Origin of the sequence: Alkalicoccus halolimnae, from assembly GCF_008014775.2 — a bacterium.
GTDB lineage: Bacteria > Bacillota > Bacilli > Bacillales > Salisediminibacteriaceae > Alkalicoccus > Alkalicoccus halolimnae.
Window position 1 is genome coordinate 492,951 of the sequence record NZ_CP144914.1, and the last position, 12,986, is coordinate 505,936.

13 protein-coding genes are annotated in these 12,986 nt (G+C 39.9%); 11 read left to right on the plus strand and 2 right to left on the minus strand.

The window, feature by feature from the left end; genetic code table 11:
* The 8 genes from FTX54_RS02215 (at position 1) to FTX54_RS02245 (ending at position 9,737) form a co-directional block, all read left to right on the plus strand.
* Positions 1-1,035, plus strand: coding sequence for a phosphotriesterase family protein (locus FTX54_RS02215; RefSeq protein WP_147803884.1), 1,035 nt, complete (start codon positions 1-3; stop codon positions 1,033-1,035).
* Entirely contained in the window at positions 1,032-2,111 is a 1,080-nt protein-coding gene (locus FTX54_RS02220; protein ID WP_147803885.1) for a M28 family metallopeptidase, read from the plus strand. The genes FTX54_RS02215 and FTX54_RS02220 overlap by 4 nt, the downstream gene beginning before the upstream one ends.
* 14 nt (positions 2,112-2,125) lie before the next feature.
* A complete protein-coding gene (locus FTX54_RS02225) occupies positions 2,126-2,866 on the plus strand; it encodes a glutamine amidotransferase (protein WP_147803886.1) in 741 nt (246 codons plus the stop codon).
* 493 nt (positions 2,867-3,359) lie between these two features.
* Positions 3,360-4,691 carry a restriction endonuclease gene (locus tag FTX54_RS02230; RefSeq protein ID WP_338485262.1) on the plus strand — a complete coding sequence of 444 codons (1,332 nt, stop codon included), beginning with the start codon at positions 3,360-3,362 and terminating at the stop codon, positions 4,689-4,691.
* A 302-nt stretch (positions 4,692-4,993) separates the two neighbouring features.
* The gene (locus FTX54_RS02235) at positions 4,994-6,943 is read left to right on the plus strand and encodes an AAA family ATPase (RefSeq protein ID WP_246125634.1); all 1,950 of its coding nucleotides are present in this window, start codon (positions 4,994-4,996) and stop codon (positions 6,941-6,943) included.
* A gap of 12 nt (positions 6,944-6,955) precedes the next feature.
* Positions 6,956-8,257, plus strand: coding sequence for an McrC family protein (locus FTX54_RS02240; RefSeq protein WP_147803888.1), 1,302 nt, complete (start codon positions 6,956-6,958; stop codon positions 8,255-8,257).
* Between the two features lie 194 nt (positions 8,258-8,451).
* A complete protein-coding gene (locus tag FTX54_RS16790; protein WP_147803889.1) occupies positions 8,452-8,640 on the plus strand; it encodes a GrpB family protein in 189 nt (62 codons plus the stop codon).
* 86 nt (positions 8,641-8,726) lie between these two features.
* Positions 8,727-9,737: an NAD(P)H-dependent flavin oxidoreductase gene (locus tag FTX54_RS02245; RefSeq protein ID WP_281285240.1), complete on the plus strand. Its 1,011-nt coding sequence runs from the start codon at positions 8,727-8,729 to the stop codon at positions 9,735-9,737.
* A 439-nt stretch (positions 9,738-10,176) separates the two neighbouring features.
* On the opposite strand, the gene FTX54_RS02250 is transcribed toward FTX54_RS02245, so the two are convergent.
* Both FTX54_RS02250 and FTX54_RS16795 read right to left on the minus strand, forming a co-directional pair.
* Entirely contained in the window at positions 10,177-10,602 is a 426-nt protein-coding gene (locus tag FTX54_RS02250) for a MaoC/PaaZ C-terminal domain-containing protein (protein WP_147803891.1), read from the minus strand.
* A gap of 546 nt (positions 10,603-11,148) precedes the next feature.
* Positions 11,149-11,397, minus strand: a complete 249-nt coding sequence (locus FTX54_RS16795; protein ID WP_147803978.1) for a nucleotidyl transferase AbiEii/AbiGii toxin family protein — start codon at positions 11,395-11,397, stop codon at positions 11,149-11,151.
* Between FTX54_RS16795 and FTX54_RS02255 the strand changes: the two genes are divergently transcribed.
* The 3 genes from FTX54_RS02255 to FTX54_RS02265 all read left to right on the plus strand — a co-directional run bounded on the left by FTX54_RS02255 (position 11,342) and on the right by FTX54_RS02265 (position 12,553).
* Positions 11,342-11,653, plus strand: coding sequence for a PhzF family phenazine biosynthesis protein (locus tag FTX54_RS02255; RefSeq protein WP_246125635.1), 312 nt, complete (start codon positions 11,342-11,344; stop codon positions 11,651-11,653). The genes FTX54_RS16795 and FTX54_RS02255 overlap by 56 nt on opposite strands.
* A gap of 392 nt (positions 11,654-12,045) precedes the next feature.
* On the plus strand, positions 12,046-12,294 hold the full coding sequence (locus FTX54_RS02260) for a type II toxin-antitoxin system Phd/YefM family antitoxin (protein ID WP_147803979.1): 249 nt from the start codon (positions 12,046-12,048) through the stop codon (positions 12,292-12,294).
* The gene (locus tag FTX54_RS02265) at positions 12,287-12,553 is read left to right on the plus strand and encodes a Txe/YoeB family addiction module toxin (protein ID WP_147803980.1); all 267 of its coding nucleotides are present in this window, start codon (positions 12,287-12,289) and stop codon (positions 12,551-12,553) included. Before FTX54_RS02260 ends, FTX54_RS02265 begins: the two co-directional genes overlap by 8 nt.
* Positions 12,554-12,986: the final 433 nt, after the last annotated feature.

Genomic DNA, 12,986 nt, shown 5'->3' on the forward strand with positions numbered 1-12,986 from the left:
ATGCCAGAAGTTCAAACAGTTACTGGTCTTATTCCAGTTGAGAATTTAGGTATTACTCTGATGCATGAACATATATTTGTGGACAGAAGACATTTATGGAAGAAACCACAAGAAGTGGAGGATTCGTTTGCTTATGCTCCAGTTTCATTGTCGATTGTAAACGAATTAAAGCATACTCCCTACGGAAACCTTGATAACAATCATTATACTGACTTAGAAGAATCTTCTCAGGAATTAGATTATTTCAAAAGTGAAGGTGGAGGCAGTGTAGTAGATGTAACCATTCCAGGGATTGGTCGCGATCCGGAGAAGTTAAAACAAGTTTCAGAGAATACAGAGCTTCCTGTCATTATGGGATGTGGATACTATTTGGAACCTACTTTTCCTCCAGGAGTTAAAGAAGCTTCTAAAGAACAAATACGTGACTGGATACTTCAAGATATATACGAAGGTGTAGGTCCTGAAAAAATTAAAGCAGGAATTATAGGCGAAATAGGTATCAGTCCATATAAGACAGCGGCAGAAGTGAAAGTACTCAGAGGCGCAGCTATGGCTCAACGTGAATCTGGTCGTGTGTTAACTATTCACATGCCAGGATGGGAGCGGTACGGTCATGAAGTGCTGGATATCGTGGAAGAAGAGGGAGGAGATATTGACTTGGTTATTCTGGATCACATGAACCCAAGTCACGAAGATATCAGCTATCAAACCTCTCTTGCAGAAAGAGGTGCCTATCTCGAATACGATATGATAGGTATTGAATTACTTTTTCCAGAAGGACAATCTCCTTCCGATGAACAAAGTGCACAAGCTATTTGTGAATTATTAGATCGAGGATTTGAAAAATCTCTACTTCTCTCACAAGATGTGTTTCTGAAGTCACTTTTAAGAAAATATGGAGGAGGTGGCTTTAGTCATCTTCTTAGACATTTTGTTCCACGATTAAAAAGAATGGGAGTGAGCGAAAAAGAAATTCATACTATGCTGGAAAACAATCCTCAGCAATTGTTTTCAAAAGCTTCGGTGAAAGTATGAGTACTCTTTACGAAGATTGGGTCGATTTCGCTCACCTCGGCCCTAAACCTGCCGGCAGTAAAATGAATGAAGCAGCTTCACAGTGGTTAGAAGACAGTTTGAAGCAAGAAGGGATTACTTCACATCAACATAGATTCGACACCACAGTATGGACATTAAAAAATTTTGAGCCATTAAAGATGGTTGAAAGCGATCAAATTTTAGAATCTTATCCTGCTGTTGGAAGTAGTTCTGGGAATATCAAACAAGGTTTAATTGAACGCAGTGGAACAACAAATATATGGCATATGTACCAATGGCCCCGTTATACCGTAAAAAATCATGTGGGGAAAGTAATAGCTCATATTACTGCTCGACCGGACGGGCCGCCTTTAAGTCAAACGTTATTAGAAACATGGAATTACCCACACTTGTTTGTTGGAGAAGATACTTTTCGAGAGTGGGAAGCATTGATTAATTCTGGAAAAACTCCAACAGTATCATTTCAAATTGAAACCGAAATAACGAAAAAGGAACTGATTAATGTACACGGTATTATAAAAGGGACTAATTCAGACCTTCCCCCGTTAGTTATTGGTGCCCATTTTGATACCATGTACAATACTATTGGAGCGTACGATAATGCTTCTGGAACTATGGTACTCCTTCATTTAATAAAACACCTTTTTGATAAGCCTATTGAACGTGATATACATTATGTTTTTTTTAATGCAGAAGAGCTTTTGCTGGCAGGAAGTAAAGCTTTCGTAAATGATTTTTACAGTGAAAAAGATTCACTCAACATTATGATTAATATAGAAGGGATGGGCAGAGGCTCACAAGTAGATATCTGGTCAACAAATCCAAATAAAATTAAAAATTTGGAGCTTTTAAAAAGTAATTTTGATAGTTTACATCAGATCACACCTCCTTTGGCAGGTTCCGATCATCAACCTTTCGTGGATGTCGGTCATCCAGCAATGATGCTTACAGTAAATGATCAGGAGATTATACACAGTAGAAGAGATGTACCACAAAGTGAGATGGTCAAAAACATGAAAATATTATATTCTTATTTAGAAAAAATAACAGTCTAAAGGGTGGATAGAATATGAAGCTATTGTTTGTTGGAGAATCTTGGACTAAACATACAATTCATGTAAAAGGATTTGATTCTTTTACTACTTCAGAGTACGAAGAAGGTGCTGGAGCTTTTCTTCGAGCTATGAAGGAATATAAAGTAGATGTGACTTATATAAGAGCCCACGAAATCGATGAAAAATTCCCTTCCACCTATGAAGAAATTAAAGCTTACGACGCTGTGATATTAAGTGATATAGGAAGTAATTCTTTCCTTTTAGCGAATCAGACTTTTAATCATTCACAAAGATCTATAGATAAATTACAGTTAATTGAGAAGTATGTTCGGTCAGGAGGAGGCTTTGGCATGATAGGTGGGTATATGTCATTCCAAGGTATTGATGGGAAAGCGAAGTTTAAAAATACAGTAATTGAAAAGTTACTTCCAGTTTTTTTAGAAAAAACTGACGATAGAGTAGAAAAACCAGAGGGGGTTAATCCTAAAATAGAAAAACAACATGAAATTTTAAATGAAGTTGAGAATAACTGGCCACATTTTCTAGGATATAATGAACTAAAGCTCAAACCACATGCAGAATTAATTCTGTCAATTAACGAAGATCCCCTTGTAGCGTTGGGAGAACATGGGGAAGGGAGAAGTTTTATTTTTTCAAGTGATCTCGCGCCTCACTGGGGACCAAAAGAATTTGTAGAATGGCAAAGCTATCCTGTATTTTGGAAAAATATCGTTTCATGGGTAGGGAAAGCATAAAACCTTTAGTACTATTTTTACTAATTAGTTTTACGTCTTCTATCTTAAACTGAACGACAATATCAAGCCGGGAAATGATTACACTCACCTGCCTTGTCAAAACGAGCAGGGGAAAAAAGCCTTTTAAATAATTTCAAGCAGCCGTCGAAGGATCCTTCGACGGCTGTTTCCTTTCTCTTCATCGGGGAATTGGAGGCGTCATGCATATAAACTTCTCACCACATTCGCGGATTAATCCCTAGGCTAATTCTATAGATGTCTTTACGAAAAAGCAGAATATCAGCTATTTGAAGTAAGGAATTTAAACAGAATGTGAAAGTGACTTACTGGAAAGACGGAGGGTGTAAAGAGATAAATGGTATGGTAATTAACATTGATTCCTTAACTAGATAGTTCTACATATTCTTGTAGAAACATGATTGAGAGAGGTTGGAAGTTTTTCCTTTTTGTAAGGAGTTTTTTGGGATATGATGGTAGAAATGAAGGGGAAGGAATGATAACAGTGACCTTTTCAGAACGTCTTGATGAAGCACGTGTACTGTTAAACGGAAAAGACAAAATACAAGAGGAGCTACGCCAGCTCATTCATGAATACTCGGAGCTCGAACAAAACTACACTGATAAAAAGAAGCATCTTGAAGCCGACTTTCAAGCTTATTCCAACCGTATACACGACCAAATGGAAGTGAGTGGCCGCTACTTGGAGGAGTTGGAAAATAAGATTACCAAAAGACAAGAGCTGCTTGCCAGCCTCGGTGATGTGTATGATAAACGGAAGGTAAACATTCACAAAAATACGCAGGACGTTACAAAACGCTATGAAAAAGCTTCCCGCTTATCGTCAAATTACCTCCGTCTTACGTCACTTCAGACTCGCCTAATTGATAGTTTTCTTCAATACATCGAACGGTCATCGGCTCCACTACTATACACCACCCCTTCCGTGGACATCCATGACCCTGAGATTAATGACTTGGCGAACCGCTTTCTACAAAAGCAACAGGACCTGCCTGGTCTTTTTCATGAAGATATGGTCGATTTTCTTGAAAAAAGCAACCTGTCCAATCCATCTGCTGCACAGTTATACCGGTTTCACAGTTACCTTGGCAAATGCGGATACGATTTCGGTAACGACTTGATAGATTTTGTTTATTTTATGCGGGGTAAAGCACGTCAGGAAATCCGTCGCAGGTTTGACCCTTATTTTTCAGATCTCACCTCAGTGCCTGCCGATACACTATCTAGAAACAGCGTTTTCCTGGACTACCTGAAAATTACCGGCGAGGAATTTGCATATCGCCCTGATCACCTCTTATGGCTCTCGTGCTTTCTTTGTGATGTCGAGTTATCTTATGGCTATTTTAGTATCGATCAGATCTGCGAACGCATCAATCAGCAGATAGAAGAGTATCAAACACACGAATGGGTACGGCGTTTCTCATCCGAAAATTCGACTTTTTTCGATGCCAACTCTATCGATGATTTAGACGGACGCCAATTCGAATTCTTTGTTTCCGATCTGCTTTCCTGCATCGGCTACATGACCGAGGTAACAAAAGCATCAGGCGACCAGGGGATGGATATTTTGGCTCGGAAAAACGGTATTCGCTATGCTGTTCAGACTAAAAAATCGTCCTCTCCTGTGGGCAATAAAGCCGTACAGGAAGCGCTTCATGCCAAGTCTTATTACAAAACAGACGAAGCGATTGTTTTAACCAACAATGTATTTACCCCAAGCGCTGTAAATTCGTCAAAAGAAACAGATGTAATCTTGTGGGATCGAGGTCAGTTACTCAAGTTCATTGATCAGGCTAATAACATATAGTTTTGTCCCGGCGCTTGAGAGCGCCTCTTTTTATGAAATAATGGCTCCAGTTTTTTTACCTCAAAAAAGTAGGCAGAGTGACTCCCACCCGTGATTTTTTTGTTTTTCGGCTTTAACATAGTATTAATTTCGATTTCCTGAAACTGTTTAAGAACCTTTTGCATTGCTTCTGCAGTACTAAGGTTTCATCACCAAATGAGGTATAAATTAAAAAGCAGGAAGAATTGGCTGAAATGTAATAAAATTATTTATAGTGAAACTACGTACTATAGACAGCCGTGATTCAACGAGAGGGGAATTTGATGAATTTTCAAGATAAAATAGATGATAATTATCCGAAGTATTACGATTACAAAGTAAATATTTCAAAAGAACAATGGAAAGATCTGCTGCAGGACTCCAGTATTTTTAATGAGCAAAATATAGAGCATATGAAATGCCTTTATTCTTTTGACAATCATGCTGCTACCTGCAAGGAGGTAAGTGAAAAATTAGGGGGAACAGCTAATTACTACGTTGGTCTGGCTAATGGGCTGGCAAAACGAATTGTAACGAAGCTGGAAATAGAGAAACTTCCCACGAGAGATGGCAGCGATTCAGATGTGTATTGGTATGTTCTGTTCTATGGACAAAATGTCACGGATCGAAATAGAGGGAGTTTCGAGTGGAAGCTTAAGCCTTCATTGGCTGATGCCTTGAAGGAATTGTATCCCGATCTTGAATACCCAGTACCTACGGGAGGAAATGCTATGGGAGAAAGAGATAAAAATATGATCTTATATGGTCCGCCAGGTACCGGAAAGACTTACAATACGGTCATGTACGCTGTTTCCATTATTGAAGGCCGGTCATTGGAAGAAGTTCAAAGTGAAGATTATTCTGCTGTTTTGAAGAGGTATACGTTCTATGAATCCCAAGGTCTGATTGCCTTTACCACTTTCCACCAATCCTACGGTTATGAAGAGTTTTTCGAAGGAATAAAGCCAGTCATTCGCCCTCAAGGAGAAGAAGCCTCCCTGGATATTCAATATGAGTATGCTGACGGTGTTTTTAAAAGGTTTTGCAACAAAGCCAAAGAAGTAAAGGTACAGAGCTCCAAGTACCCAATACGTAAAACTCCCGTAATATGGAATGTCCTCCTCGGAGGTACCGGGGAAACAGAGTTAAAAGAGGACTGTTTCGAAAATAATTATATTAAGATTGGATGGGCCAATGTTGCGGAAAAAGTAACGGAAGAGACAGAAAATATAAATGACCTGCACAAACGAATCTTATTAAACTTCCAGGACGAAATGCAGGAAGGAGACCTTGTATTTATTCAAAAAAGTAACACCTCGATTGATGCTATTGGTGTAATTACAGGGCCTTATGAGTTTGATCCTGTCTCTGATAGATATCCAAGAACAAGGAAAGTAGAATGGATTGAATTGAATATTGATGAAAATGTTTACGAACTAAATAAGCAGACAAAGTTAGACCGGAAAACTGTCTACCCGTTACGGAAAATAGAGCTGGAAAAAGCCACTGCTTTAATTGATAAATACAATCAAAATAATGAAGTTGTTATCCAGGAGAATAGAAAACCTTACGTCTTTATCATTGATGAAATCAACCGGGGAAATATTTCGAAAGTTTTTGGAGAACTTATTACCTTAATTGAACAAACGAAACGATTAGGAAAAGAAGAAGCGGCAAGCGCTATTCTTCCCTACACAGGAGAAGAATTTGGAGTTCCGAATAATGTATATATCATCGGAACTATGAATACCGCTGATCGCTCGATTGCCCTGATGGATACAGCGTTAAGAAGAAGGTTCCAATTTACCGAAATGATGCCTGATGAAAACGTCTTGAAAACATTAAACATTCAGGATATAAAGGGTATTGATGTCCCGAAAATGTTCAAAACGATCAATGAACGAATTGAATATTTATACGACCGGGAACATACGATAGGACATGCCTACTTTACTTCACTTGCAAAAGACCCATCTCTGAATAATCTTGCGAGAATTTTTATGAATGCAATTATTCCTTTGCTTCAAGAGTATTTTTATGAAGATTATAGAATCATCCAACTCGTTTTAGGAGATAACGCAAAGGGAAACCCGGAAAATAAATTCATTCTTGATACGGATATAAACGGAAGAAACGTATTCAAAGGAAATCCTGATATCGACCTGCCTGAAAAGAAATATTCCATTCAAACAGAGGCTTTTTATAAGGCTGAGAGTTATAAACTAATTTATTAAAGTGGTGAATTGATGGACAAACTGCTGGAAGTTCGTGAATTTGAATCCATAACCTGTAATGAGGATTATCAAAACGATCCTCAATTAAAGTATCTGAACGAAGAAACGTTTGCGGAGCTTGAAAATTTTATACTCGATTTCAATGAAAATAAACAATCGGATGCTGTGGAGTTTTTGAAAATAGGGGTCCGTCGCCGTGTTGGCAAAGTGATTCAAGCAAAAAACTATGTAGGACTTATTCAAATGAAAAATGGGTTCCAGGTCCAAATTCTCCCGAAGGTATCCACCAGTGAAATAGAGAGTACGAAGAAAACTTTTTTAAGAATGCTTCGGAGTTTGGAAGACTTTCCTAATAAAGTGTTCAATGACGCTGATTTAAAAATTGGCCGCATGAATTTATATGAAATTTTTATAAATATGTACTTGCAGGAGATCCGTAACCTCACGAAAAAGGGGCTGCGTTCTGCTTATTTACCCGTCGAAGATAACTTAAATTATTATAAGGGCAAGCTAAACGTGCAAGAGCAGATCAAGAAAAACCTTGTTCATCAAGAAAGATTTTATGTGAGATATGATGAATTTGATGTCAATCGGCCAGAAAACAGATTGATTAAATCAACGCTGTTAAAATTGCAGAAGCTCTCAAACAGTGCTACCAATATTAAAGAAATCCGGCAGCAGCTTCATCACTTTGAAACGGTCAATGCTTCTTTGAATTATACAAAGGATTTCTCGCGCGTTGTGATTGATCGAAGCACCAGAGATTACGAAAAACTGATGCATTGGTCAAAGGTTTTTCTATTGAATCTGAGCTTCACAACATTCTCCGGGTCTACATCGGCGCGAGCGCTCCTATTTCCAATGGAAAAAGTCTTTGAAGCATATGTCGCACAGAACTTGAAGAAAGCATTGGCTGATCTTCCATGGGATGTTTCCACCCAAGACAGAGGCTATTATTTATTTAACGAGCCAAGACAATTTGCTCTGCGACCGGATCTGGTGATCACACGGGACGATAAAAGCACGATTGTATTAGATACAAAATGGAAATCACTGATCGATCAACCACGCCAAAATTATGGAATTACGCAGGCAGACATGTATCAAATGTATGCATACTCCAAGAAATACAACACGCCGGAAATCTGGTTACTATACCCCGTAAACGAAGATATGAAGGAGACGGATGTCAGTTTTGAATCCTTCCATAGTAACAAGGGAGTTGAAACAAAAGTCCGCTTATTTTTCGTGGACGTGACTAAGGTCGAAGAAAGCCTTGAGGAATTGAGAGAGAAGTTGGTAGAGGGGTTTTGATTAGATGAAATTGCTGAATATACGTTTCAAACAGTGATTCTAAGGATTCCATTATCATGTCCGGCCAATCGTACAGAATGCGATAAAAATCTATTCTTCTTCTGCACGGTTCATACCAGCTGACGCACACCTAATTTTTACCGATATTTTCTACAATATTTATATTCTACAAACGTAAATAGCGAGGTGCTCACATGCTCGGGCTGCCAAAAGAAAAAGTTTTTTTACGTTCCGTGGACGAAAGCGTGGGAAAGGAGCTCCTCCTGGAAGAAAAAATCGAAAATGAAATTGGAAAGCAGATAAAAGCTGCTCATTATATTGGTAGTACGGCAGTGGAAAACCTGAGGGCAAAGTTGATTTTAGATATTGTGTTAGAAGTATAGTGTTTTGGAGACGGGCAGAAGTGTATCCAGCCGCTTGAAGAGCATGGTTATACTTATAAAGAAACAGAGTTGGTACCGGACAGAAAATCTTTCAGCAAAGGAGTCAATTAACGATGAAAACACGAGTAACGGAGATTTTTGGAATTGATTATCCCATTGTGCAGGGGGGACTTGCTTACCTTGCTTATGCTGAACTGGCAGCGGCGGTATCGAATGCCGGGGGACTCGGGCAGATTACTGCGGCAACGCTCGGGACACCGGAAAAACTGCGGGAGGAAATTCGTAAAGTACGTACGCTCACCGACAAGCCGTTTGGTGTGAACTTTGCGATTGCCAAGCACGATAACGGGGGGAAGTATCAGGAACTGCTTGAAGTGGCCATTCAAGAAAAGGTGCCGGCTGTCTCCTTAACGGGAGGGAACCCGCAGCCTGTATTCGAGCGGATAAAAGGAGAAGACATCCGCACGCTCGTCCTCACGGCGGGTGTCAGGCAGGCACAGAAAGCAGAAAAGCTCGGGGCAGATGCTGTCATGGTCGTCGGACAGGAAGGCGGCGGACATTTAGGCCGGGAAGATATCGGCACGATGGTTCTGACTCCCCGTGTGGTTGATTCCGTGTCGATTCCTGTATTGGCAAGCGGCGGGATTGGCGATGGCCGGGGGTTGCTGGCAGCTTTGGCACTCGGAGCAGAAGGAATTGAAATGGGCACCCGCTTTATTGCGACCCGGGAGTGTGTTGACGCGAATGAGAAATATAAGCAGGCGATCGTTCATGCGAAAGAAACGGATACTGTAGTGATTAAGAGAACATTAGGGGCACCCGGAAGAGTGATCAAAAATGAATTTGCACTAAATATTATCGAACGGGAACAGGAAGGAGCAGCCTACGAAGACCTGAAGGATGTAATCAGCGGAAAGGCAAACCGTACATATATCTACGATGGTAAGGAAGAAGAAGGTTATGGATGGGCCGGCCAGGTTATTGGTCTCATTGAATCGGTACCGACAGTCCAGGAGTTGTTTGACGAAATAATCCAGACTGCGGAAAAAGGTCGGAACCGTATAGAGAATATTATGCAGAGACAGGCTGATAACTAACTTTTTAAAATGGAGTCTTATTCTTTTACAGCTTGAGCATTTCCGAATAAGGAAATGCCGGCATTCCTGTTCTGCAAGCATGAATATACGAATGTACGGAACGAGGTTCGCAGCTGGAGTTATTAGGTAGATAATTTCTCTTTCTGAAAGATTTCGTTAAAGCTCCGAATTGTTTTCGGAATGCCTGCTTCTCTGCCATGACACCGATTTTACGGTATGGAAAATATAGTTTATGAAAAGTAGAAGTGCTTTTCTTTCCGTGAAGAAAAACGAAGCGGAAACCGGCGGACGCCTGTGGAAGAAGGAGGTCGGAAGATCCCGCAGGGCGCAGGCCCGAGGAAGCTGGAGATCTCCTCCACGGCAAGCCTGCCGAGTTGAAGCGGAGTTTTCTACATTTATTAACACCAGAATGCCTTAACACAGATTTCTGAAAAACTCCTTACTGCTTAACGAGCACCGACAGTTCACCTGCAAATACTTTTTCATCTTTATGATTATAGGTGGATAACAGTAACGTAATGGCTCCTGCCTCTTTATTTTTCTCTTTTTTATCTATTACCTCAACGACGGTTCGCAGTTCATCACCAGGGTAGACCGGTTTTATAAATGCAATATTATTCATACCCAGTCCTGCGATGACGTCCTCCGCAAAGATATCCAGTGCAATCCAGAGTTTATAGGAAACACTCATCGTATGTATGCCGGAAGCAATGATGCCGTTGAATCTGCCCTCGGCTGCTTTTTCTTCGTTTACATGCATATATAAAGGGTCAAATTCACCTGCAAATCTCATAATATCCTCTTTAGTTAATTTAAGAGACTCCGTTTCAAACAGCTGGCCTATGGAATATTCATTAAACTTCATAATACACCTCTCTTTTTCATGGCTCCTAATATTGTAACCTGTTGATTACAGCCAATCTGCTGAAAGCCTATTTTCTTACTGAATATAAGAGACGATTAATTTATCTTCACCCGAAGACCGGGCTTCTTAACTTTTTGCAGAGGAGCAGTCATCTTCAGAAGAATGATAAGGGCGGCAGGCAGGCTCTTTCAGTGAAATTCAGCTATCCTTTATGAGGTCAATCACAGCTTCTTGAGGATGGCTTTTTTGTGCATTACTGAGGAGGATGGAATATAAACGCAGGTAAAGGAAAGGACGTTAAAATGGGTTATTCAAAAAATTTTTAATCGTGCTCAATTGAAATTACAATAGTTATTTTCTATATGGGATAGCGGGTCTTCCTCTTTTACGTGAGGGTCTATTTCATAGGTTTATAAAAAGAGCTGCTTGTCCGCTTCCTCCCCGGAGCTCCCAGAACAAACTGCATCAAGTAATTGCTGACGAATCGTTGTTCAAAGGGAAAAGGCTGAAACGGCATATTCGTTTCCACGGGAACGTGCGGACTCATTAGTGCATTCCCTGTAATTTTTTCATAGGCAGTTTTGTATTCGTTAAACTTCCGTCCAGATCATATTTTCTTTTAATTGTTTCTTTGCTCTCTGGGTAATTTTCGCTGAGTTCTTCTAACTCAACAGTTAGATCGAAGTCTTCGGAAACCCGCTTAATGACATTGTAGCATTTAGAAAGAGAGGTGCCTCCTTTGAACGCAATAGAGGGGGTGAATGTAGTAAGCAGCGAACCATCCCCTTCACCGATGCGCGGCTTTTCAACTCAAAACGGCAGGATTGAATATAGTATATTTGCTCCGAAGGCAGGAATAGAGGAAGACCCGGTAACCGGCTCTGCTCATTGTACGTTAGTTCCTTATTGGAAAGAAAAGTTAAACGAAAATGAATTTACCGCCCTGCAGTTATCAGAAAGAGGCGGAAAGCTGTTTTGTACGGATTCCGGAGAAACGGTACAGATCTCCGGCGAAGCGGTCTCTTATTTGGAAGGGTCTATAAATATTTAGAGGAGTATGCTTTTATAAACGATTTTGTTGTAAAAAGAAAGGGAATTCCCCGGGGCTGTCCCGTCGATGATATCAACTTATGGGACAGCCCCCTTTTTTAACTTGTTAGAGACTGTTTTGTCCCAGCCTCTTTTAATAAGTTTGTGATAAATGATTAACGATTGCTTAATTTCTAAATGCGCGTTCTATATCAAAAGGATCTATAATAATTAAGCTGCCATTTTTCATTTCATTGGTAGAAGCTAACATCGATTCCCTATCATTTGTTTCGTCATATAAAATTATATCTCCATTTTTGTTTTTCTCAAAAATGAACCTTATGATTTTATTGGAGGAATGCCGATCGACAAATTGTACAATTAATTGTACAATTATAAAAAGGGGTGATAATGATGACCGTCATGAATTATTCTAATGCGCGAAAAAACTTTAAAGAATTAATCGATAAAGTTAACGACGACCACGAAGCTGTTACTATCACGACCAGAGAACGAAACGCTGTCCTTATTTCAGAAGACGAATACAATCAATATCTTGAAACCATCTATCTTTTAAACAATCCTAGTAACGCCAGGCATCTATCGGACTCCATCAATCAATTAAAGCAGGATGAAACCACAACTGTGGATATCGATGAGTAAGTTGAGTGTCTTGTTTACCCATAATGCGTTTCAGGATTATCAGTATTGGCAGACTAAAGACATAAAAATGCTCAAACGGATTAATCAACTGATAAAAAGCATTGAACGGGATGGTGCGGCAGACGGTATTGGGAAACCAGAGAAATTAAAAGGGAATTTAGCTGGTTTTTACAGTCGTCGTATTGATATCGAACATCGGCTGGTGTATACCGTGGATGAGCAGCAAATTAGTATTATCGCCTGTAGATACCATTATTAAATCAAACTCGCAGAACAATTTTTCATAGGAAGTGCAGCGCAGCATATTACCCGGTACGCGGCCTGCGGCGTGCTGAGCGTACGCACAGAAATAGGAGATGAATCATAATAGACGAAAAAAGGGGCTTTCCCGTCTATACTGTCGGCGGAAAAGCCTTTTCATGATGGTAAACTGAACTTATTATCTGCACTGCTTGAAGAAAGGCCGTGAGAAGCGCTGTGATTTTTTCATAGAAAGGAAAAATGCAGACCGTGTGGGATAAAAAAGCAGATTTTTCGATATGACGGATGATATCTGTTTTCTCTTTTTAGAATTGTAAATTGTTGAGCTGCCTCTATGTGGTTTCCAAAAGTAAAACATGAGGTAATGGATAGTGTAAGGTATTTTAAACTACTATTTGAAACGTAATCTGCACTTCCGAGGAGGAGATTCG

Coding starts and splice junctions, on each gene's coding strand:
- FTX54_RS02215 (WP_147803884.1), top strand. CDS start 1: ATGCCAGAAGTTCAAACAGTTACTGGTCTTATTCCAGTTGAGAATTTA.
- FTX54_RS02220 (WP_147803885.1), top strand. CDS start 1,032: ATGAGTACTCTTTACGAAGATTGGGTCGATTTCGCTCACCTCGGCCCT.
- FTX54_RS02225 (WP_147803886.1), top strand. CDS start 2,126: ATGAAGCTATTGTTTGTTGGAGAATCTTGGACTAAACATACAATTCAT.
- FTX54_RS02230 (WP_338485262.1), top strand. CDS start 3,360: ATGATAACAGTGACCTTTTCAGAACGTCTTGATGAAGCACGTGTACTG.
- FTX54_RS02235 (WP_246125634.1), top strand. CDS start 4,994: ATGAATTTTCAAGATAAAATAGATGATAATTATCCGAAGTATTACGAT.
- FTX54_RS02240 (WP_147803888.1), top strand. CDS start 6,956: ATGGACAAACTGCTGGAAGTTCGTGAATTTGAATCCATAACCTGTAAT.
- FTX54_RS16790 (WP_147803889.1), top strand. CDS start 8,452: ATGCTCGGGCTGCCAAAAGAAAAAGTTTTTTTACGTTCCGTGGACGAA.
- FTX54_RS02250 (WP_147803891.1), bottom strand. CDS start 10,602: ATGAAGTTTAATGAATATTCCATAGGCCAGCTGTTTGAAACGGAGTCT.
- FTX54_RS02260 (WP_147803979.1), top strand. CDS start 12,046: ATGACCGTCATGAATTATTCTAATGCGCGAAAAAACTTTAAAGAATTA.
- FTX54_RS02265 (WP_147803980.1), top strand. CDS start 12,287: ATGAGTAAGTTGAGTGTCTTGTTTACCCATAATGCGTTTCAGGATTAT.